The sequence below is a fragment of the Yoonia sp. KMU-150 genome (genome assembly GCF_056858355.1).
The window spans coordinates 597,063-618,135 of sequence record NZ_JBXEQF010000001.1 but is presented as its reverse complement, the minus strand read 5'-3'; the positions used below and the strand labels follow the sequence as shown (position 1 = coordinate 618,135).

General features: G+C 63.4%; 23 protein-coding genes. 13 read left to right on the top strand and 10 right to left on the bottom strand.

All coding sequences use genetic code 11. From position 1 onward, the window contains the following. Window positions 1-35 precede the first annotated feature (35 nt). Genes AC04PH_RS02730 through AC04PH_RS02715 form a run of 4 tightly spaced genes read left to right on the top strand, consistent with a single transcriptional unit; the run spans window position 36 to window position 3,021 of the window. Complete coding sequence (locus AC04PH_RS02730; RefSeq protein WP_483064207.1) at window positions 36-767, top strand: competence/damage-inducible protein A; 732 nt, start codon at window positions 36-38, stop codon at window positions 765-767. After that, window positions 764-1,489 (top strand): GNAT family N-acetyltransferase, encoded by a 726-nt coding sequence (locus AC04PH_RS02725; protein ID WP_483064206.1) that lies wholly within the window; start codon window positions 764-766, stop codon window positions 1,487-1,489. The genes AC04PH_RS02730 and AC04PH_RS02725 overlap by 4 nt, the downstream gene beginning before the upstream one ends. Window positions 1,490-1,493: 4 nt before the next feature. After that, window positions 1,494-2,060: a peroxidase-related enzyme gene (locus AC04PH_RS02720; protein WP_483064205.1), complete on the top strand. Its 567-nt coding sequence runs from the start codon at window positions 1,494-1,496 to the stop codon at window positions 2,058-2,060. A 13-nt stretch (window positions 2,061-2,073) separates the two neighbouring features. Next, window positions 2,074-3,021 (top strand): OmpA family protein, encoded by a 948-nt coding sequence (locus tag AC04PH_RS02715; RefSeq protein WP_483064204.1) that lies wholly within the window; start codon window positions 2,074-2,076, stop codon window positions 3,019-3,021. A 14-nt stretch (window positions 3,022-3,035) separates the two neighbouring features. Here the strand turns inward: AC04PH_RS02715 and AC04PH_RS02710 are convergent, their stop codons facing one another. Together AC04PH_RS02710 and AC04PH_RS02705 are read right to left on the bottom strand one after the other, a co-directional pair. Beyond that, the gene (locus AC04PH_RS02710; RefSeq protein WP_483064203.1) at window positions 3,036-3,773 is read right to left on the bottom strand and encodes a GGDEF domain-containing protein; all 738 of its coding nucleotides are present in this window, start codon (window positions 3,771-3,773) and stop codon (window positions 3,036-3,038) included. Window positions 3,774-3,907: 134 nt separating this feature from the next. Continuing rightward, window positions 3,908-4,813, bottom strand: coding sequence for a LysR family transcriptional regulator (locus tag AC04PH_RS02705; RefSeq protein ID WP_483064202.1), 906 nt, complete (start codon window positions 4,811-4,813; stop codon window positions 3,908-3,910). A gap of 240 nt (window positions 4,814-5,053) precedes the next feature. On the opposite strand from AC04PH_RS02705, the gene AC04PH_RS02700 reads away from it, so the two are divergent. Beyond that, a complete protein-coding gene (locus AC04PH_RS02700; RefSeq protein ID WP_483064201.1) occupies window positions 5,054-5,785 on the top strand; it encodes a class I SAM-dependent DNA methyltransferase in 732 nt (243 codons plus the stop codon). A 19-nt stretch (window positions 5,786-5,804) separates the two neighbouring features. Here the strand turns inward: AC04PH_RS02700 and AC04PH_RS02695 are convergent, their stop codons facing one another. From AC04PH_RS02695 to ilvD, 6 genes are all read right to left on the bottom strand, one after another. Then, window positions 5,805-7,829: an FAD-dependent oxidoreductase gene (locus AC04PH_RS02695; protein WP_483064200.1), complete on the bottom strand. Its 2,025-nt coding sequence runs from the start codon at window positions 7,827-7,829 to the stop codon at window positions 5,805-5,807. Window positions 7,830-7,913: 84 nt separating this feature from the next. Beyond that, window positions 7,914-8,339 (bottom strand): HIRAN domain-containing protein, encoded by a 426-nt coding sequence (locus AC04PH_RS02690; RefSeq protein ID WP_483064199.1) that lies wholly within the window; start codon window positions 8,337-8,339, stop codon window positions 7,914-7,916. A 75-nt stretch (window positions 8,340-8,414) separates the two neighbouring features. Then, a complete protein-coding gene (locus AC04PH_RS02685; RefSeq protein WP_483064198.1) occupies window positions 8,415-8,804 on the bottom strand; it encodes a hypothetical protein in 390 nt (129 codons plus the stop codon). Beyond that, entirely contained in the window at window positions 8,804-9,601 is a 798-nt protein-coding gene (locus tag AC04PH_RS02680; protein WP_483064197.1) for a DUF6478 family protein, read from the bottom strand. The genes AC04PH_RS02685 and AC04PH_RS02680 overlap by 1 nt, the downstream gene beginning before the upstream one ends. A gap of 51 nt (window positions 9,602-9,652) precedes the next feature. Beyond that, the gene (locus AC04PH_RS02675; RefSeq protein ID WP_483064196.1) at window positions 9,653-10,273 is read right to left on the bottom strand and encodes a dihydroxy-acid dehydratase; all 621 of its coding nucleotides are present in this window, start codon (window positions 10,271-10,273) and stop codon (window positions 9,653-9,655) included. Between the two features lie 28 nt (window positions 10,274-10,301). Beyond that, window positions 10,302-12,059, bottom strand: a complete 1,758-nt coding sequence (gene ilvD, locus AC04PH_RS02670) for a dihydroxy-acid dehydratase (RefSeq protein WP_483064195.1) — start codon at window positions 12,057-12,059, stop codon at window positions 10,302-10,304. Window positions 12,060-12,286: 227 nt separating this feature from the next. On the opposite strand from ilvD, the gene AC04PH_RS02665 reads away from it, so the two are divergent. Next, complete coding sequence (locus AC04PH_RS02665; protein WP_483064194.1) at window positions 12,287-12,550, top strand: hypothetical protein; 264 nt, start codon at window positions 12,287-12,289, stop codon at window positions 12,548-12,550. Between the two features lie 85 nt (window positions 12,551-12,635). On the opposite strand, the gene AC04PH_RS02660 is transcribed toward AC04PH_RS02665, so the two are convergent. Further along, on the bottom strand, window positions 12,636-13,025 hold the full coding sequence (locus AC04PH_RS02660; RefSeq protein ID WP_483064193.1) for a VOC family protein: 390 nt from the start codon (window positions 13,023-13,025) through the stop codon (window positions 12,636-12,638). 146 nt (window positions 13,026-13,171) lie between these two features. On the opposite strand from AC04PH_RS02660, the gene accD reads away from it, so the two are divergent. The 6 genes from accD (at window position 13,172) to AC04PH_RS02630 (ending at window position 18,613) form a co-directional block, all read left to right on the top strand. Then, a complete protein-coding gene (gene accD, locus AC04PH_RS02655) occupies window positions 13,172-14,101 on the top strand; it encodes an acetyl-CoA carboxylase, carboxyltransferase subunit beta (RefSeq protein ID WP_483064192.1) in 930 nt (309 codons plus the stop codon). A 64-nt stretch (window positions 14,102-14,165) separates the two neighbouring features. Continuing rightward, the gene (locus AC04PH_RS02650; RefSeq protein WP_483066137.1) at window positions 14,166-15,443 is read left to right on the top strand and encodes a bifunctional folylpolyglutamate synthase/dihydrofolate synthase; all 1,278 of its coding nucleotides are present in this window, start codon (window positions 14,166-14,168) and stop codon (window positions 15,441-15,443) included. Window positions 15,444-15,573: 130 nt separating this feature from the next. Further along, window positions 15,574-16,188 (top strand): rhodanese-like domain-containing protein, encoded by a 615-nt coding sequence (locus tag AC04PH_RS02645; protein ID WP_483064191.1) that lies wholly within the window; start codon window positions 15,574-15,576, stop codon window positions 16,186-16,188. Further along, window positions 16,185-17,120: a LysM peptidoglycan-binding domain-containing protein gene (locus tag AC04PH_RS02640; RefSeq protein WP_483064190.1), complete on the top strand. Its 936-nt coding sequence runs from the start codon at window positions 16,185-16,187 to the stop codon at window positions 17,118-17,120. The genes AC04PH_RS02645 and AC04PH_RS02640 overlap by 4 nt, the downstream gene beginning before the upstream one ends. Further along, window positions 17,120-17,680, top strand: coding sequence for a hypothetical protein (locus AC04PH_RS02635; protein WP_483064189.1), 561 nt, complete (start codon window positions 17,120-17,122; stop codon window positions 17,678-17,680). The genes AC04PH_RS02640 and AC04PH_RS02635 overlap by 1 nt, the downstream gene beginning before the upstream one ends. A gap of 204 nt (window positions 17,681-17,884) precedes the next feature. Continuing rightward, window positions 17,885-18,613: a LysM peptidoglycan-binding domain-containing protein gene (locus tag AC04PH_RS02630; protein ID WP_483064188.1), complete on the top strand. Its 729-nt coding sequence runs from the start codon at window positions 17,885-17,887 to the stop codon at window positions 18,611-18,613. On the opposite strand, the gene zapE is transcribed toward AC04PH_RS02630, so the two are convergent. Beyond that, window positions 18,610-19,671: a cell division protein ZapE gene (gene zapE / locus AC04PH_RS02625; RefSeq protein WP_483066136.1), complete on the bottom strand. Its 1,062-nt coding sequence runs from the start codon at window positions 19,669-19,671 to the stop codon at window positions 18,610-18,612. The genes AC04PH_RS02630 and zapE overlap by 4 nt on opposite strands. 94 nt (window positions 19,672-19,765) lie before the next feature. On the opposite strand from zapE, the gene AC04PH_RS02620 reads away from it, so the two are divergent. Continuing rightward, the gene (locus tag AC04PH_RS02620; protein WP_483064187.1) at window positions 19,766-21,010 is read left to right on the top strand and encodes an MFS transporter; all 1,245 of its coding nucleotides are present in this window, start codon (window positions 19,766-19,768) and stop codon (window positions 21,008-21,010) included. The last annotated feature ends 63 nt before the right edge of the window (window positions 21,011-21,073 follow it).

Genomic DNA, 21,073 nt, shown 5'->3' with positions numbered 1-21,073 from the left:
GATCTATAACCACGATGACCCGAGCGGAGAAACCCATGACCGACCCAAAGCCCAACCCGACCGCCGCCATGCTGGTGATCGGCGACGAGATCCTGTCGGGGCGCACGCGCGACGGCAACACGCACCATCTGGCGGGTCGACTGACCGAGGCCGGGATCGACCTGCGCGAGGTGCGGGTCGTGTCCGACGACCGCGACGCGATCATCGACGCGGTCAAGGCACTGTCGAAGTCTTACGACCATGTCTTCACCAGCGGCGGTATCGGCCCGACGCATGACGACATCACCGCGGATTGCATCGCGGCGGCCTTTGACGCGCCGATTGACGTGCGCGACGACGCACGCGCGTTGTTGCAGGCGCACTACGATAAATCCGGACAGGAGTTGAACGCGGCCCGCCTGCGCATGGCGCGTATCCCTGATGGCGCGACGCTGATCGACAACCCGGTCAGCACGGCACCGGGATTCAAGCTGGGCAACGTGCATGTGATGGCAGGCGTGCCGTCGGTGTTTCAGGCGATGGTCGCTTCTGTGCTGCCGACCCTGACCGGGGGCGCGCCGTTGCTGTCGCGGTCCCTGCGCGTCGTGCGCGGCGAAGGCGATATCGCCGGGCCGCTGGCGGATTTCGCGCAGGGCCACGCGGACCTTTCTGTCGGGTCGTATCCGTTCCAGAAGGATGGCGTTTACGGGGCCAACATCGTCGTGCGGGGCAATAATGCGGCGCGGCTGGATGACGCGATGAGAACGCTGCAGGCGATCTTTGCATGACACTACCCGACGCCGACACGGTCTTTGACGTGATCGCGGCCACATGGCGCGCGGCGGCGATACAGCGCATCGGCCCCTGGACGATCCTCGAAGGGCGCGGCGGTGGAAGCCGGGTGAGCGCCGCTTCCACGGGCGAGAACGTGACTGCCGCCGATCTTGCAGAGGCGGAGAACGCGATGCGGGCGCTAGACCAACCGCCGATCTTTTCGGTGCGCGGCGGGCAGGATCGGCTCGACGGCCTGCTGGCTGACGCCGGATTTATTGTCCGCGATGCCTCCGTCCTCTACGCCGCGCGCACAACGGATATCGCCACCGAACGTCCTCCGCCCGTGACCAGCTTTGCGGTTTGGCCGCCGTTGCAGGTGCAGATCGACATCTGGTCCGATGGTGGCATCGGGCCGGGGCGCCTCGCGGTGATGGACCGCGCGCCGCATCCCAAGACCACCCTGCTGGGCCGATTGAATGACAGACCCGCCGGGACGGCGTTCGTCGGGATGGCGCATGGCTGTGCGATGATCCACGCGCTGGAAGTCGCTGCGGGATCGCGCCGTCAGGGTCATGCGCGGCACCTGACACGGGCGGCGGCGTTCTGGGCGGCAGAGCAGGAGGCGGAATTTCTGACGCTGGTAACCACGCAGGCGAACGTGGCGGCCAATGCGCTCTATACTTCACTTGGGATGCAGGTTGTGGGACAGTATCACTATCGCATCAAACAGGACTGACACCGTGACAGACAGCCCCACCGCGCTTGACCTGCCGATCGTCGACCCGCTGCCGCCAGAGACGCAAAAGTATTTCGATATCTGTCAGGACAAGCTGGGCATGGTGCCGAACGTACTGCGCGCCTACGCCTTCGATATCGACAAGCTGAACGCTTTTACGGCGATGTACAACGACCTGATGCTGGGGGAGTCTGGCCTGAGCAAGCTGGAGCGCGAGATGATCGCGGTCGTCGTGTCGTCGATCAACAAATGCTATTATTGCCTGACGGCGCATGGCGCGGCGGTGCGCAAGCTGTCGGGCGATCCGATGCTGGGCGAGGCGCTGGTGATGAACTGGCGGGCCGCCGATCTGGACCCGCGGCAGACGGCGATGCTGACCTTTGCGGAAAACGTGACGGTGGCTAGCGCCAAGACGTCAGAAGCCGACCGCGACGCGTTGCGCAAAGTCGGGTTCAGCGACCGCGACATCTGGGACATCGCATCGGTCGTGGGGTTCTACAATATGTCGAACCGTATCGCGTCGGCCACAGACATGCGCCCGAACGATGCCTACCACAGTCAGGCGCGATGAGCGGGCAGACCGGATGATCAGGCGCCTTTGCGCCGCGCTGGCCTGTGGGCTGGCGTTGCCCGCTGCTGCGCAGGACCTAGCCCTGCCCGGAAACGCGGTGCTGCAACTGGAAACGGTGCAAAGCCCCGACAGCTATGCCATCGCGACCGGAGCATGGCAGGGCGACCTGCCCGCACTGCACGTCGAAGGTGCGGTCCGCAGGTCGGTCTGGCGCGTGCCGGCCGTCGGTCTGACGACTTTGCAAATGATCGCACCCCTGCGGCGTCAGCTATTGGCGGCGGGATATGAAGAGATGTTTCGCTGTGACACCGACGCCTGTGGCGGGTTTGATTTCCGCTTTGCGCTCGACCTTGCGGCCCCGCCCGCGATGCAGGTGGACCTGGGCGATTTCCGGTATTTCGCGGCACGGCAGGCGTCCGCGGAAAACGCGCAGCACATCGCCATCCTGGTCAGTCGCGGCGGGCGCGCAGGCTATATCCACATCGTGCAGATCGGGCCGGAAGACGCCGCACCGGTGGTGCCTGCCTCGTCCGGGCCGGTGTTGCGTGACGATACGCCCGATACCCCCGCCGCCGGCGAGCCGCTCACGTTGGCACAGGCGTTGACGCAGCAGGGCCGGGCAATCCTGCACGACCTGCGGTTTGCGACCGGGTCGGCGCAACTGTCGGATGCACCGTCCGCCGCGTTGCAGGACCTGGCCGATCACCTTCTGGCCAACCCGGACCTGACGGTCGCATTGGTCGGGCATACCGATTCCTCGGGTTCACTCGACGGCAATATCAGCCTGTCGAAGCGGCGTGCGGGATCGGTGCTGGAACGGCTTGTCACCGCCTATGGCGTGTCGCGCGATCAGGTCGAGGCGCAGGGGATGGGATACCTGTCGCCGGTGGCGAACAACCGGACGGACGCAGGCCGGGAGGCAAACCGCCGGGTCGAGGTGATCGTCACCGCGACACAGTGACGTGCAAAGAGTGTTCAGGCCGCCGTTGCTTCCGATACTTCGCACCACGTCTTGAGGCATGCGCGGCCAGCGGCCTTGGCGGCATAAAGCGCCTCGTCCGCCTGAATTAACAGCCGGTCGAGGGACGTTTCATGCGCCGTCGACACCGCGCCGACAGAGAGAGTCACGCTCAGGTGGGGATGATCATCGCCGCCCCGAAACGGGATCGGGCGCACCAGCCGTTCCCCGATGGCGCGCGCCTGCGCGATGGTCACGCCCGAGATCAGCACGGCAAACTCCTCTCCACCGACGCGCCCGGCGACGTCGTCAGCCCGCAAATTCCACGAAACGTGCCGCGCGATCGCGACAAGGCAGGTATCGCCCACCGCATGGCCATAAGTGTCGTTGATCCGTTTGAAATGATCGGCGTCGAGCAAAAGCAGAACCGATGTCGGGGCATCGCGCAGGCGGCGCTGCGCAAGATCAAGGAACGTGTAGCGGTTGTTCAGCCCGGTCAGCCCATCCTTGCGGGACCGCAGCGAAAGGTCACGCAGGATCGCGATTTGCCGCAGGGACACGATAAAGAACAGGGCGACGAACGGCGTACCGGTAAAGACCGCGTTGCAGATGATGAGGGCGACCGGCCAGCCCGGAACGTTGGGCAGACTGTGGAACAGCAGATTGACCAGCGTGATCGCGATCAGGCTTGCGGCAATCCCGACCAGGGCCTGCCGCGCGGTGTCCGGTGTCAGAAACTCAATTACGCGCCGCATCGATCACTTTCACATGGAACTGCGAAAGAGCCTAAACGGAACCTGTTTCGACACTCTTAAGGACACAAAAAAACGCAGCCACTGTGGGCTGCGTCAGTCGGGTGCGGTGCACCTCGGGGAAAATGTGTGACGGGTTACCAGACGTCCGGGCCCTTGTCGGCCAGCGTATGCACGAGATAGTCGATAAACGCGCGGACCTTGGGCTGGGTAAACCGCCCCGGCGGATAGACCGCATAGATGCCTTGCGTTTCGACCGGCAGATCGGGGATCGCCTCTTCGACCAGACCGGATTTCATCGCGTCGGCATAAAGAAAGCTGGGCAGGTAGGCGATGCCGAGGCCCCCGACGCAGGCGTTCAGCAACGACTGCCCGTCGTTCACCGTCAGCCAGCCCGCCGTGCGCACCTGGCGCTTTTCACCCGATGGCGCGGTCAGCTTCCAGACTGCGGAATTGGCCTGGTTGGAATAGTGCAGCAGCTTGTGTTCGTTCAGATCGTCGATCTTTTCGGGGCGTCCGTATTCCTCGAAATACTTCGGGCTGGCGATCATGCGTTTCGTGGTTTCGGTGAGCTTGCGGGCGCGCAGGGTGCTGTCCTCCAGCTCGCCGATACGCACGGCCATGTCGAAACCTTCGGAAATCAGTTCCACATAGCGGTTGTTGAGCACCATGTTGACCGTGATATCGGGAAATTCCGTCAGGAAATCGCCCAGCACCGGCGACAGGTGGTTCACACCAAAGTCCGTCGCCACCGAAATCCGCAAGAGGCCGGACGGAGCCGATTGCATGGAGGTGACGAGTGCATCCGCCTCTCCCGCGTCATTCAGCACGCGGCGGGCGCGGTCGTAGTAGGCCAGACCAATCTCCGTGGGGCTGACGCGGCGGGTCGTGCGGTTCAGCAGACGGGCACCCAGCCGCGCCTCCAGCGACGACACATGCTTGGAGACGGCGGATTTGGAGATCCCCATCTTCTTGGCCGCGTCGGTAAATCCGCCCTGATCCACCACCGTGGCAAAGGCTTCCATTTCAGTCAGGCGATCCATTCGCGGTCCTCAACACTACTGCTCTCGTTGATGGACTGTTTGCCGGTCAAATCGGACACGAATGGGGCGGATGCCTGACAATTGCGGGGTAATGCGGGTGACTGTTGCGACAGGCGAAACAGGGCAGCACCTGGATCGACCAACAGGAAAGTCTGCAATTCGGCAAATTTCGATGCCGTTAACCACCTGCGCTTGGGCTACACAAGCAGTGCGCATTTCCTACGGGGAAAGGAGAGAGTTATGACGACCAATCATTTCGACAGCGACATCGCGGCCATCTATGATGCGGTCCACGGCGGCAGCGATACCGCCGAGGTCCGGCAGATGGTCGCAACCCTTTCAGACCTCGCCGGGTCCGGACCGGCACTGGAATTTGCAATCGGAACCGGTCGTGTGGCCCTGCCGCTTGCTGCGCGCGGGGTCGACGTCCATGGGATTGAACTGTCACAAGCCATGCTGACGCAGTTACATGGAAAGCCGGACGGCCACCGGATCAAGACTGCGCGCGGCGATATGATCACGACACGGCTGGAGCGGACATTCACGCTTGTCTATCTCGTCTATAACACCATTGATAACCTGACATCGCAGGATGCGCAGGTTGCCTGCTTCGAAAATGCAGCGCAGCATCTTGTTCCGGGCGGCTGCTTCGTCATCGAAACGCTGGTGCCGCCTTTGCAGAAAATTCCGATGGGCGAAACGATGTGCGCGTTCGACTGTACCGATCAGCATTGGGGCATCGACACATTCGACGTGGTCAGCCAGAGGTATCAGTCGCACCACCTGCATATCGGCGCGGACGGCAACCGGGTGAATTCGGTGCCGTTCCGCTATGCCTGGCCATCCGAACTTGACCTCATGGCACGGATCGCCGGACTGACGCTGGAATCGCGTTGGAGCGGTTGGGACAAATCGAAGTTCACGAAAGACAGCACCGCCCATGTCTCGGTCTGGCGCAAACGCCGGGATTGAGCGGCCCCTGCTCGCCGACCTACAGCGTTGCCGCCAGCCGGGTCCCCTGATCAATCGCGCGTTTGGCGTCCAGTTCCGCGGCCACATCCGCGCCGCCGATCACATGCGGTGTGCGGCCAGCAGCGATCAATTCGTCGGCCAGGCTGCGTTCCGGCACCTGCCCGGCGCAGAGGATCACGTTGTCCACGGCGATCAGGGTCGGGTTCTCGCGCTCCTTGCCGAAGGTGACGTGCAGGCCGTCGGCGTCGATCTTTTCATAGTTCACGCCGCCGGTCATCTGCACCTCTTTCATCTGCAAGCCCGCGCGGTGGATCCAGCCGGTGGTCTTTCCCAGCCCCTTGCCCAGTTTCTGCGCCTTGCGCTGGAGCAGCGTGACCTGACGCACCGCAGGATCGGGCTGCGGGCCTTCGGGGGCGAGACCGGCGCGATGTTCTTCCGGGTCAGCTACGCCCCATTCTTCCAGCCACGCCTGGAGGTCTTCTGTCGGGCTATCGTCGGTCACGAGGAATTCAGCGACATCGAACCCGATCCCGCCCGCACCGATGATCGCGACGCGCTTGCCGACCTCGGCCTTGCCGCGTAGCACGTCGATATAGGACAGCACGTTGTCACCGTCCTGACCTAGGATTTCCGGGTCACGCGGCAGAACGCCGGTGGCGACGATCACCTCGTCGAAGTCCTTGAGCGCGGCGACATCCGCCGCCTGCCCCAGCTTCACCGTGATCCCGGTCTCGGTCACGGCGGTGTTGTAATAGTCGACCAGCCCCCAGAATTCCTCTTTCCCCGGGATTTGCTTGGCCATGTTCAACTGCCCGCCCAAGGCATCGGCCTTGTCGAACAGTGTGACCGTGTGGCCCCGCTCTGCACAGGTCAGGGCAGCGGCGAGACCTGCAGGTCCCGCGCCGACGACGGCGACCGCTTTAGGGGTGTCGGCCTTCTCAATCACCAATTCGGTTTCGTGACAGGCACGGGGATTCACCAAACAGGACGACAGCTTGCCGCCGAAGGTGTGATCCAGACAAGCCTGATTGCAGGCGATGCAGGGCGTGATTGTCTCGGCCCGGCCCGTCTGTGCTTTGGCGACGAAATTGGGATCGGCGAGGAAAGGCCGCGCCATGCTGATCATATCGGCGCAACCGTCGGCCAGCACGTCCTCGCCCACCTGCGGGGTATTGATGCGGTTGGAGGTGATGATCGGGATCGACACCTCCCCCATCAGCTTCTTCGTGACCCATGTGAAAGCCCGGCGCGGAACGGAGGTGGCGATGGTCGGAATCCGCGCCTCGTGCCAGCCGATACCGGTGTTCAGGATGGTGGCACCGGCGGCTTCGATGGCTTTGGCAAGTTGCACCACCTCGGCCCAGGTCGATCCGTTCGGCACGAGGTCGATCATCGACAGGCGGTAGATGATGATGAACTCAGGCCCCACAGCCTCGCGCACGCGGCGCACGACCTCGACCGGCAGGCGCATGCGGTTTTCGTAAGCGCCACCCCACTCATCCTCGCGCTTGTTGGTATGAGTGACAAGAAATTGATTGAGGAAATATCCTTCAGACCCCATCACCTCGACCCCGTCATAGCCCGCCTCCTTCGCGCGGGCGGCGGCGGTGACCATGTCGGCGATCTGTTTCTCGATACCGTCGGCGTCCAACTCTTTGGGTGGGAACGGCGAAATCGGGGATTTCACCGGCGACGGGGCTACACACTCAGGCGAGTAGGCATAGCGGCCCGCGTGCAAAATCTGCATCGCGATCTTGCCGTCTGCGTCGTGCACGCGGTCGGTGACGACCCGGTGGTTGGCGATGTCTTGGTCGGAAAACAGGCCCGCAGCACCGGGAAATACGCCGCCCTCGCGATTGGGGGCCATGCCGCCGGTGACCATCAGCGCCACACCGCCGCGGGCGCGCGCGGCATAGAATTCCGCAACGCGGTTCCAGTCTTTCGTTTCTTCCAGCCCGGTATGCATCGACCCCATCAGCACCCGGTTCTTCAGCGTCGTGAAACCCAGATCGAGCGGGGCGAGAAGATGCGGATAAGTGGTCATGGCGGCACTCCTGTCTGATTGCGGGCACTCTGCCGAAAGCTGACGCGCGCGTCATCATCAACGCGGCGTCAGCGCCGGGATTTTTCAGGCGGACAGTGTGATCACGGGATCACCACCCATAACCCCGGTAAACACGAGATCATCCGGCAGCGTCACATACCCACATTCGTCATGGCCGACAAAGCCGGTGATTTCGGCTTGCAGGGTATCGCCCGCGTCCAGCCGTTCTGCCAGAACCGCAGCGGCCTTGCGAGGCACGTAGCCCAGCTTTGTTCCGTCCTCGGTCAACATTTCGATGGCGTTGGCATCGTAGCGGTTGTCGGCCTCGCGTCGCAACTCCAGTCGCTGCCCTGCCGCCAAGGTGTTCATCACCTTCCCGAAGTCGTAATATGCAGTGCCTGCAATCGCCACTTTCATCACGGGTTGCGCCGCCTTGGCGCGTGCTTTGATCGGCAAGACGACAGTGGCGGCAAGCGCCGTCAAAAAAGCGCGTCGGTCAAATCGTAACATAATCGCACCCTCCCTTGCTGTCTGCGCGAGCCGGTGGCGATAACTTTCGCCTACCGCTGCGTCAAGCAGAAAGAGTCAGCCGGTTTCGGCGCAATGCCTGCGAAATGCACGTTTCAGCATATCCAGTTCCGCGCGCAGCAAATCCATCTCCGCCCGGATATCCTCGGCCAGACCCTCGCCCGCGAGCAAAGCAAAGCTCGCTAGCGTATCGCCTGTCGCCTCGTCCACGATCACGAAGGTCTGGACACCATCGGCGATCAGCGTCGCGGGCACCGGCACCTCGACCTGCCAAGTGCCCGCCTTTTCCGCCGCGGTCAGGGTAATGCCGGGGACCAGCGTATCCTGATGACGTACGGTCAGCACCGGTTCGGTCTTGCCCGCGCCCGTCAGGATGCCCTGCCAGACGCCGGCGGTCATTCGCGTCTTGGTCAGTTTGAGCGTGACGGACTTCGTTGTTTTCGCCATCAGAGTTCCGCCCTTGGATACCGACACAGGGTCAGATCGCGCAGAGTGACCTGATTCATCGCAGGGCCCTCGAAGATCAGATCGAGCCACAGCCGTTCGACCCGCTGTTCGTTGATGTCGGCATAGGCCAGATCGAATTCGACCATGACATCCGGTGTGTCGGTGGGCAGTTCGGCGACGATCTGTTCGGTGTTCGGGCCGTGTTTGATGTTGAGGCGGGCGAATACCTCGATCCGGCGTTCAAGCTGCAGGATGGCGTTGAGCCGCATGACGTGGCGGCGCGACACCCCGGCGGCGGCGTCCAGCGGCAGATCGACGACCAGCGACAGGAAACCGCCGTCAAAGTTCAGCACGTCCATGCGTAGTCCGAACGGGGCAAGGTCTTCCTCGCGACCATTGCGCAACTGGCGCAGGGTGATTTCGCTCGACTTGCAGTCGTGGAAGATCGTGATGGCCTCGCCCAGCTTCGTCTTGTTGTCGACGGCGGCATAGCCTTTACGGCCCAGCGACCCGCGCCACAGGTTCGGTCGCCAGCTCCACTGGGTGCCGGGCGGGCGGTCGAACGCATTCGATCCGACGCGCGGCAGCGCCAGCCGACTGTCGGCAACATGCATCACGGTATCGAGCCTGCTGCGCAGCTGACGCGCCCGCTGGCGTTGCAGGCGCAGGGCCTCCAGTTCGGCGGTCGGAGCCTTCGCGGCATGCTGCGACCAGCGCGCAAGGGTGCGGGTATGCAGCAGCCGTTCCATCAATTCCGAACCCCGATGTGCCACGCTGCGCCCCAGTTTCCTGTCCATTCTGTCGTAACGATAATCCTAACTGCCAAACTGTTGACGGAAAGAAAACAATTATCCGTCGCTGGCGGCACCCGCAGTAGCGGTGTTCACAGATCGCACCGCATCCACCGTCCGGTTGAGAAGTGCGCGCCCGGCGCTGTCGGACAGGGGCTCTGCTGCGAGGCCACGCACCGACAGGGTCACGAGCCGCCCGTTCACATCCAGAAAGGCCCGCCACTGCCGGGACTGGAACCCGGGGAACGGCTCTGGTGCGGTATCGTCGAACACGACGGTGACGCGGTTGGCAGAGCTTTCGGCGCGATGCAGGGTGATCGTCTCGCTCGACCCCGCGCGGCTGAGCAGGCTTTGACCAGCTGCGGACTCCAGAAACGCCTGCATCGCGCCTTCCTGCCCGGCGACGGTCGCCGTCGCCTCTGTTCCGACCTGCGCCGTGATCAGACCGTTCAGCGCAGGGCGCACCGGGCCGCCTGAGATCGCATCGCAGGCCGCGATCAGGGCGAACCCCGCCGTGGCACTGCTCGCCCCCGGAGCCACGCAATAACCTGCGGGTCCCGCGACGGCGACGGCCCCGTCGCGCAGCACCAGCGCGGGCACGGGCGAACCCGCGCCGATCCCGGAAAGCGAGAAAGCCCCGGCGCAGCCCGCCAGCGCTAGCGCGGCACCGAGTGCCATCGCGGTCTTGCGGAACCCCGGCACGACGTCAGAGATCCATGTAGATGTGACGCTCTTCCTTTGCGCCGGGATGCGTGACGGCCCCCAGCCGGGTCGAGCCGACGAGTTTTGCGAACTTCCACAGCGCGCCGGAGGCGTAGATCGTGGGTTTCATGCCTTTCCACTCATCCTTGCGGGCGGCCAGCTCCTCTTCCGTCAGATCGACCGTGATCGTGCCGTTGACCGCGTCGAGCGAGATGACATCGCCATTCCGGATCAGCGCGATGGGGCCGCCGTGTGCGGCCTCCGGTCCCACGTGACCCACACAGAACCCGCGTGTCGCGCCCGAGAAGCGCCCGTCGGTGATCAGCGCCACCTTCTTGCCCATACCCTGACCGGACAGGGCTGCCGTCGTCGCCAGCATCTCGCGCATGCCGGGACCGCCTGCGGGGCCTTCGTTGCGGATCACGATGACCTCGCCTTCCTCGTAAGCGCGGGCCTTGACGGCGGCGAATGCGTCTTCCTCGCTCTCGAACACGCGGGCGGGCCCCTGGAAATACTGTTCCTGCGTGGCCATACCGGCGACCTTCACGATAGCCCCTTCGGGGGCAAGGTTGCCCTTGAGGCCCACGACACCACCGGTTTTCGTCAGCGGGCTGTCGATATGGTAGATGACCTTGTCGTCGGGTTCGCCCTTGATCCGGTCAAGCTCCTCGCCCACCATACGGCCCGATGCGGTCATGCAATCCTCGTGGATCAGACCCGCCTTGCGCAACTCCTTCATTACGACAGGCAGGCCGCCAGCCTCGTAAAGGTCCTTAGCGACGTACTGGCCGCCCGGTTTCAGATCGACGAAATAGGGCGTGTCCTTGAATATCTCGCAGACGTCGGACAGGTCGAAGTCGATCCCGGCCTCGTGCGCGATGGCGGGCAGGTGCAGACCGGCATTGGTCGACCCGCCCGTACAGGCCACGATACGGGCCGCGTTTTCCAGTGATTTGCGGGTGACGATATCGCGGGCGCGGATGTTCCTGGCGATCAGGTTCATCACCGCCTCGCCGGATGCGACGCCATATTGATCGCGGGATTCATAGGGCGCGGGTGCACCGGAGGAATTGAATAGCGCCAGACCAATCGCCTCTGACACGCAGGCCATGGTGTTGGCGGTGAACTGCCCACCGCAGGCCCCGGCCGACGGGCAGGCCACCCGTTCGAGGATTTCCAGCGCGGCATCCGACAGCTCACCCGCCTGATGGCGGCCCACGGCCTCGAACATATCCTGCACGGTCAGGTCGCGGCTGGCGAAATCGGCTGGCACGTCGGCCCCTGTCGGCACCTTGCCCGGCAGGATCGAGCCGCCATACATGAACACGGACGGTGTGTTCAGGCGCACCATCGCCATCATCATGCCCGGCAGGGATTTGTCGCAGCCCGCCAGCCCCACCAGCGCGTCATAGCAGTGGCCACGCATCGTCAGTTCGACCGTGTCGGCAATCGCCTCGCGCGAAGCCAGCGACGACCGCATGCCCTCGTGACCCATGGCGATGCCGTCGGTCACGGTGATGGTTGTGAATTCGCGCGGCGTGCCCATGCCTTTTTTCACGCCCAGCTTGACCGATTGCGCCTGACGGTTCAGGGCGATGTTGCAGGGTGCGGCCTCGTTCCAGCAGGTCGCCACGCCGACCCAAGGCTGGGCGATCGCCTCTTCATCCAGACCCATCGCATAGAAGTAGGACCGGTGCGGCGCACGCGCGGGCCCTTCGGTCACATGACGGCTGGGAAGTCTTGATTTATCGACACGGGACATGGGGCGGCCTTTCACGAAAAACTGTTGAACCGGGTCTAAATAAGCCCTCGGCGCGTGACAAGGCATTTGGGCGGATTCACGCCCTGATGCGGCGGCCATGTCGAAATCGGCCAAAACACACGCAACCCTTCGGACAGACGGGCGTTCTCAGGTCAAGAAACCCGGCGTAGCGATCAAAGGCGAATTTCGGTCGACACAACGCGCCGGATAAATACCGGAGACGAAAAATGGCTGACCAAAACAAAGAGCAAAGCACCCATACACGCGAGACGACGGTCGTGACGACCGGTGGCGGCGGCGGTGCAAGCTGGCTACTGATCGGCATCCTGCTGGTCCTTGTCGTCGGCGGCGTCTATGCCTTCAGCACCGGCATGATCGGCGGCGGTGGCGAAGGTGCGACGATCGATGTCGACATCACCGCGCCTGCCAGCGAAGAGGCTGCACCTGCAGAGGAGGCCGCACCGGCAGAAGAAGCGGCACCTTCCGAATAATTGCCATCACCCGGCATTTGACGCGCCGTCGCCTTGCTTTGGCGGCGGCGCTTTTCTGCGCGGCTTTATCTCGCGATAAACTAGCCTAGATTTCTTGGGCGATCTCCCAGACATTCCCATCCGGATCGGCGAAGGCGGCGGTTCTTCGCCCCCAGTCCTGATCCGTCGGACCGTTGAGCAGACCGACCCCATGGTCGGCCAGTTCCGAAATGACAGAATCGACGTCCGAAACCTTGACCGTCAGCAACATTGCAGCGGCGGTGTCGCCCGTCGCGACGGGCCTTGGCTTTACAAGGTCGGTGGCTTCACCGCGGTCGAGAAGGTTGATCATCAACGATCCGAACGACACGACAGCCGACACGTCATCTTCGAAAACGACGCGACACCCGAAAACGTCGGTGTAGAACGCGCGCGATGGTGCCAGATCACTGACGAACAAGGTCAGCACTTCCAGCTCTTTCAAGGCGTCGATCATGCTGTGGCACCCCTCAAGTCAGCGCAATATGTGCAGGCATTCTTCCGGTATGCGGCCAACCTATCCGACTTTGCCGTTCAGGTAACGGGCATTTGCAATCGCCCTCCGGCCCGCATATCTCTGGATCAACATCGCAGAGGTTTCGCATGAACTGGATCACGAACTACGTCCGCCCGACCATCAACTCGCTGTTCTCGCGCCGCGAGGTGCCGGAAAACCTGTGGTCGAAGTGCGAAGACTGCGGCACGATGCTGTTTCACCGCGAACTCAGCGACAACCAGAACGTCTGCACCAACTGCGGCCACCACATGCCCATCGGTGCGCGCGAGCGGCTGACCGCGCTGTTCGACAATGGTGTGTTCAAAGAGGTCGCGGTGCCGGAACCGGTGACCGACCCGCTGCATTTCCGCGATCAGAAGAAATACACCGACCGCATTCGCGACGCCCGCAAAAAAACCGGCGAAAAAGACGCGATGCTTGTGGCCGAGGGCGAGATCGGGCGCACGCCCATCGTCGCCGCCGTGCAGGACTTTTCGTTCATGGGCGGGTCGATGTCGATGTATGTCGGCAACGCGATCATCGCCGCCGCCGAACGCGCCATCGACCTGGGTCGCCCGCTGGTGCTGTTTTCCGCAGCCGGTGGCGCGCGGATGCAGGAAGGCATTCTGGGCCTGATGCAGATGCCGCGCACGACCATCGCCGTGCAAATGCTGAAAGAGGCCGGACTGCCGTATATCGTCGTGCTGACCCACCCGACGACCGGCGGCGTAACCGCGTCTTACGCGATGCTGGGCGACGTGCAGATCGCCGAACCCAATGCGCTCATCGGCTTTGCCGGGGCGCGCGTGATCGAACAGACGATCGGGGAAAAACTGCCCGAGGGGTTCCAGCGCGCGGAATATCTGCTGGATCACGGCATGCTGGACCGGGTAACGCCCCGCAATGCGCTGAAAGAGGAACTGGTGACCATCATCCGCATGTTGATGGGGATGGAGCCGCAGGTGCGCGGCGATCTACCCGCCCCCGGGGACGCCAAGGCAACGCCCGACACCGGAAAGGCCGCACCCGCAACCTGATGCTTCGCGGGCTGGCTGACGCCCCCGCTGCGTCCTGTTCTTTTCGCACCAGTGAAAGCCCATGATGGCTGTGACATCCGACCAGATCCTTGCGCGCATGATGGCGCTGCACCCAAAGATCATCGACCTCACGCTCGACCGGGTCTGGCGGCTGCTGGACAGGTTGGGCAATCCGCAAGACCGGTTGCCGCCGGTGATCCATATCGCCGGGACCAACGGCAAGGGATCGACGCAGGCGATGATCCGCGCGGGGCTGGAGGCATCGGGGGCGCGGGTCCATGCCTATACCTCTCCGCACTTGGCGCGGTTCCATGAACGAATCCGCCTTTCCGGAACGCTGATCACCGAACCCGCACTGACCGAGGTGCTGGATCGCTGCTATGCCGCCAACGGTGACGAACCCATCACCTATTTCGAGATCACGACCGTCGCCGCGATCCTCGCCTTTGCCGAAACACCTGCCGACTACACCTTGCTGGAGGTGGGCCTTGGCGGGCGGCTGGACGCCACGAATGTGATCGCGAAGCCCGCGCTGACTGTCATCACGCCAGTCGATCTCGATCACCAAAGCTATCTCGGCGATACATTGACCGCCATCGCGGGCGAAAAGGCAGGGATCATCAAGCGTGGCGTGCCCTGCGTCGTCGGCCCCCAGCGTGACGAGGCGATGGACGTGATCGAGGCCGTGGCCGCCCGACACGCCGCACCGTTGCAGGCGCATGGGCAGCACTGGCATGTCATGACCGAACGCGACCAGCTGGTCTTTCAGGACGAGGCGGGTCTGCTCGACCTTCCACTGCCCGCCCTGCCCGGCCCGCACCAGATCATGAACGCAGGGGCCGCCATCGCCGCGTTGCGTCTTTTGGGCCGTGGTGAGGATGCCTGCACCGCCGCGATGACGCAGGTCAGCTGGCCCGCACGGATGCAGCGGCTGCGCGCGGGCGTGCTGGCCGATCTTGCCGCGCCTGCGGAACTCTGGCTTGACGGGGGGCACAATCCGGCCGCAGGTCAGGCGCTTGCCGCGACCTTGCAGGCGCAGCCGCCACGACCCACGCATTTGATCTGTGGCATGCTCAACACCAAGGATATCGCCGGATACCTCGCCCCGCTGGCAGAGGTCGCGCAAAGCCTGACCGCAGTGTCGATCCCCGGTGAGGCAGCGACACTATCTGCCGAGGAAACTGCGCGCATCGCGGCCAAGGTCGGATTGCCGTCGCAGATCGCCGCGGACGTCCCAGACGCGATCCGGGCGATCACGACGGCGACGCCGAACGCCCGGATCCTGATCTGCGGATCGCTCTATCTAGCGGGTGACGTGATCCGCACGAATCAGCCCGTATAAATTTCCCGCACTGATTCGTTTTGGTTTGACCCGCGAATCAGTCATGCGCTATATCTTGCCGAAATTACTATAGACGCCGGGCCTGCCAGCCTTTCGGTCAATATGTAGTAAGTCTGATTGGGGGATCGGCATGAAATCGCGCGTTACCGCGGCCATCGCTTTGACCGGCATCTATATCGCGTCGCATGTCGGCGCACAGGACACCGTCAACGTCGCCTTCGTCTATGACGGCCAGCCGATGTCCATCACACAGGCCCCGACCGTCAATGCAGGTGCCGTGGCCGCGCTCTACCATCTGCCGTCAGACTGTGCCGATTTCTGTCTTGCGCCCCATGCGGCGGCAGAGGGTGTCGCGACCATCGGCGAGGCGGAAGTGATCGCCTTCGTCACCAGCGCCGTGGCCGACGGAAGTGGCCTCCTGATCGACAGTCGCCTGCCCGCGGATCGGGCCGTCGCGTATCTGCCGACATCCATCAACGTGCCGCACACGCTGATATCGCCGGACAACGCGCTTTTGCCGGATATCCTTGTCGCGATGGGCGCGCGGTCACTGGACGGATCGCTCAACTTCTCCGACGCGCTCGATATCGTGGTCTTCGACGACGGACCGACGACACAGGACGCGGCCAGGTTCATCCAATCCATCATCACCGCGGGATATCCCGCCAACAAGATCAAATATTATCGCGGCGGCATGCAGGTATGGACCGCCGTCGGACTGAATGCAGAGGGAGCATCATCATGAGCACAGCAGGACCGATCAGAGAGACACGCCGGTCGTCGGCCCTGCCCTGGGCCATCGCGGTCGGCGCCGTGACATTCGCACTTGGCGCGACAGGGGCGGTCTTTGTGATGCAGTCGCGGCAGGCGGCGCAGACCGAAATGATGACGGCCCTTGCGACGCAAATGATGCAGATGCAGCAGGACACGGTGACCCGTAACGCGGCCCCGGCCCTGCTGGCTGTACCCGCGCAGCCGGTCACCGCACCTGCACCGGCGGCGATACCTGAACCGGTCACCGCCGCGGCCAGCATCCCATCGGCCAGTTCCGCCCTCGCCGCGATCCCGACGGCCACGTCCGCACTGACCGAAACCGTGCAACCTGTCGCCGCCGCGACCGACACCCGGTCACAGGAGGAAAAGGTGGCAGAGGCGATCGCCGCCGCGAACCGCAATCAGGTGCGGATGCTGACCGAAGGGATCGTCGCGGGCCTTTATGACGTCACCAACGAAGGGGACAACGGCGAGTCGCGGATTGCGCTGGCATCGCGCAACGCACCCAGCGCCGTCGTGAAGCTGGAGGACCTGCTGACAGAGGCCGTCGCAAGCGGTGAAATCGAATTGCCGGACTCCGTGGCAAATGCCGATGGTGTCGTCGATTCCCAGACGATGCTGTTCGATCTGGTCCAGCGGTCGCTTGAAAGTGGCAGCGAAGAGGAAATCGCTGCTGCCGCCGAATTGCGCCGCCGCGCGTTCGAGGCATCCTCGGCCCAGACGGAAGTCGTGAACGGCGCACGGTACTACACCGTGGAAAGCGGTGACAGCCTTGCCTACATCGCGCTGCAATTCTACGGCAGCACCGGTGCCTATGGCCGCATCTACGAGGCGAACCGCGACATCATCCCTGCGCCCGACAAGATCCAGATCGGGCAGCGCCTGCGCATTCCCAACGTCTGATGCCCGACCGTCGGTGCCTGTCGGCGATCCGGACCGCGATCCTGTCGGTCGTCTGCTGTGCGACCGGCACCATGACTGTGGCGGCTGATCTGCATATCTGCTGGATCGGCGCAAACGGCTACACCATGACCGGTCAGATGACCGTGCCCGACAGGGCCATGGCCCAGCCGGTCGTCACCGAGGACGACGTGACCCGGTTCAAGATCGCGGGCTATCACGAAGGACGCCTGCTGGGCACGTGGGACAAGGCAGAGGCCGGACCGACGACGACGTGGTATCTGCGCTTTGTGCCCGCAACGATGACCTTTCCTACCGGCGGGCAGTTCCGCAGCCCCGATAGCCAAGGCTGGAATGCCGATGGCCAGGTGAAAAATTGCGGCGTGCCGGGTTTCGGTTTCAACGTCGGCAGCTATGCGCAGGATATCTGCGTCGACGGTGTCTATATCCGCGCCAGCAGCATCGCACCGGACACACCGCTGATCGCGACGACGCGACCGGCCGCAGCGGGCTGCACGGCGGCGGCACCGCTCAGCAAAATGCAGAAAGGCGAATCATTGTGATTGACCCCGAATCACTTTGCGACATAGATTCGCCGCAACGGGACAGAGGCGGACAAAGCCCCTTATTCCACAGACCTTGGCAGGGCGAGGGGGCGGGCTTCGGCCTGTCTTCTTGTTTCTGCAATCCACATATTCCCGGGGGTCCGCACATGGCCCCGCGCCGCCCTGCCGCGCGACCTGTTCTGAAAGAAAGCCGTTTTTGAAATGATCCGCTTTGTTCTTGGCCTATTCGTGTTCGCCGTCGCTCTTTGCGCCTATATCGTCACACGGCCTGCGGACGACGGACGTCGCTCTGCGCTGCCTGTTCCGCAGGCGGACGTCAGCCGCTCGGGATCGGATGATGCGCTGGCCCTGCCGCGTCAGATCACGCTTGGCGACTTTGCACGGCCCGCCGCTGCGCCTGCCATCGCCGTCAGCCGCGACCCCCTTGCGACCACCGTGGCAAACGTTCTGGTCGGTGTGGGGATGACACCAGAGAAGATCAGCGATCTGTCCGCGTCTTCCCGGGGCCCGCAGACCCGTCTTGAGCTGGATGTGCTGCGGATGTTGCAGGCGCGCTGGTCGGATGCCAAGATCGACACTTACATCAACACCGCGGCGCGCGATGCGGGCATGACTGTGCCGGATGTGCTGGTGCGCGCCGATGGCGCTGTCGACACGGCTGCATTGTTGCAATCCATCATCGTGCAGGCCGGGATCGTGGCCGGACAGCCTGCACCGGCAGCGCCCGACTTGCGGAACCACAGCGCGATTTCCTGGGATGGTGCACAAGCGATCTATCAGGTGACGGAAAGCGACAGCCTCGCGGGTATCGCGCAGCGCCTGCTTGGCGATGCCACCCGCGCCGAGGACCTGCTGATCGCAAATGCGCTGACACTGCCCGCAGCCGACCGGCTGGCACCGGGCCAGGTGCTGATTATTCCGACGCGCTAACCGCCCCGTTTCGGCCAGTCATCCGCCTGCATCTCTCGCAGACGACTGGCGGTGCGTTCGAACTCGAACGTTCCTTCGCCTTCGAGGTAGAGCATTTCCGGTGGCGCCGCCGCCGAACAGATCAGCCGGACCTTGCCCTCGTAAAGCGCGTCGATCAGCGTGACGAACCGTTTCGCCTCGTTGAAGTTGGAGCGCGACAGCGTCGGGATGTCGGTCAGTACCAGCACCCGCACCGCTTCGGCCAGCGCCAGATAGTCGGCCGCCCCCAGCGCCTTGCCACACAAGTCATAGAACGGCGCGCGCGCCACGCCGTTCTGATAGCCCGGCAACGTCACGTCGCGGCCCTGCACCCGCAGCACCAGCGGTTCCGACGTGCCGCCGGTCAGGTCATTCCAGATCGCGTCGATGGCGGCTTTCGCCGCGGCGTTGACGGGTGTGAAATACGTCTCGCTGCCAGACAGCCGGCCCTGCCTGTAGTCGGTATCCGACGTCAGTTCATGCACGACCATGTGCTCTTTCAAAAGTGCTATGAAGGGTGTGAACAACTGTCGATTCAGCCCGTTCTTGTATAGGTCGTCCGGCACCCGGTTCGACGTGGTCACAACCGTGACACCGGCGGCGAAAAGCGCCTCGAACAACCGCCCCACGATCATCGCATCGGTGATGTCGGTGATCTGCATTTCATCGAACGCCAGAAAGCGGACCTCGTCGGCCAACGCCTTGGCGACCGGGGCGATGGCGTCGTCCACGCCCTGCTTGCGCGCCTTGGCCATTTCCGCGTGCACCCACTGCATGAAAGCGTGAAAGTGGCGGCGCTGCTTTGGCGAGTCGACAGCCCCGAACAGCAGGTCCATCAGCATCGATTTGCCGCGCCCCACGCCACCCCACATATACAGCCCCTTCACAGGCTCCGGGGCTTTGCGAAAGAAACCGGTCTTCACCGGCGCGGCCAGCCCGGCACGGATCCGTTCCAGCTCGGGCAGAACCGCCTCCTGCGCGGGGTCGGCGCGCAAGGTGCCGTCGGCGACGGCTTTTTCGTAGATCGCTGTCATCGTCATGGGCGCATCGTGGTCAAACTGTCGGGGCATGGCAATGCCCTGCCCCCGACAGGCATGGATTGACGCGCCCGATGCAATCGCATCAATGTGCGGGATGGAACACAAGGCGCCCCTGATCACGCCGGTGCTGATCGCCGGCTGCATCGTCATCATGACGGGGTTCGCCATTCGGGCGTCGTTCGGGGTTTTCCAGATTCCCATCGCCGAAGAATTCGGCTGGCTGCGAGCCGATTTTTCGCTCGCCATCGCGATACAGAACCTTGCCTGGGGGATCGGTCAGCCGATCTTCGGCGCAATTGCGGAAAAGATCGGCGACCGCAAGGCAATCATCGTCGGTGCGCTGTGCTATGCTGCCGGTCTGCTGCTGTCGTCCGGGGCCACAACGCCGCTCGCCCACCAGGCCTATGAGGTTTTGGTGGGGTTCGGGATCGCGGGGACCGGTTTTGGCGTGATCCTCGCTGTCGTGGGCCGTGCCGCTTCGGACGAAAACCGCTCCATGGCATTGGCGATCGCGACAGCGGCGGGCTCTGCCGGGCAGGTCTTCGGCGCGCCGCTGGCGGAATATTTCCTGACCTTCATGACGTGGCAAATGACCTTCGTGACTTTCGCCGGGATGATCCTGGCAGTGCTGCTTGTTCTGCCGATGATGCGCGCGCCGGTCACGGCCGACAAGGCACAGCTGCAGGACAGCATGAGCACGGTCCTGATCCGCGCCTTTCGCGACCCGTCCTACACGCTGATCTTCCTCGGCTTCTTCTCCTGCGGCTACCAGCTTGCCTTCATCACCGCGCATTTCCCGGCCTTCGTGACGGAAATGTGCGGACCGATCATGCCGGGTGGCATGCTTGACGGAATGGGTATCAGCACGACAAGCGCGCTGGGTGCGGTCGCGATTTCGCTGATCGGTCTGGCCAACATCGGCGGCACGCTTTTCGCCGGGTATCTCGGCAAGCGGTATTCCAAGAAATACCTACTGGCGGGCATTTATACCGGGCGCACCATCGTCGCGACGGTTTTCATCCTGATGCCGATCACGCCCACCTCGGTCATCATCTTTTCCGTCGCCATGGGGAGCCTCTGGCTCGCCACTGTGCCGCTGACCTCCGGTCTGGTCGCGCATCTCTACGGCCTGCGCTACATGGGAACGCTTTACGGCATCGTCTTTTTCTCGCACCAGCTAGGGTCGTTCGTGGGAGTGTGGCTGGGCGGCAGGCTCTATGATGTCTACGGCACCTATACCCATGTCTGGTGGGTCGGCGTGGCCGTGGGGGCGTTCAGCGCCATCGTGCACCTGCCAATTCGGGAAAATCGACCGGCACCCATGGCACGCGCAGCCTGAATTCGCGCTGATATGTGTCAAAATTTCACGATTTGACGCCGATCTTAAGTTTACGCTCATCTT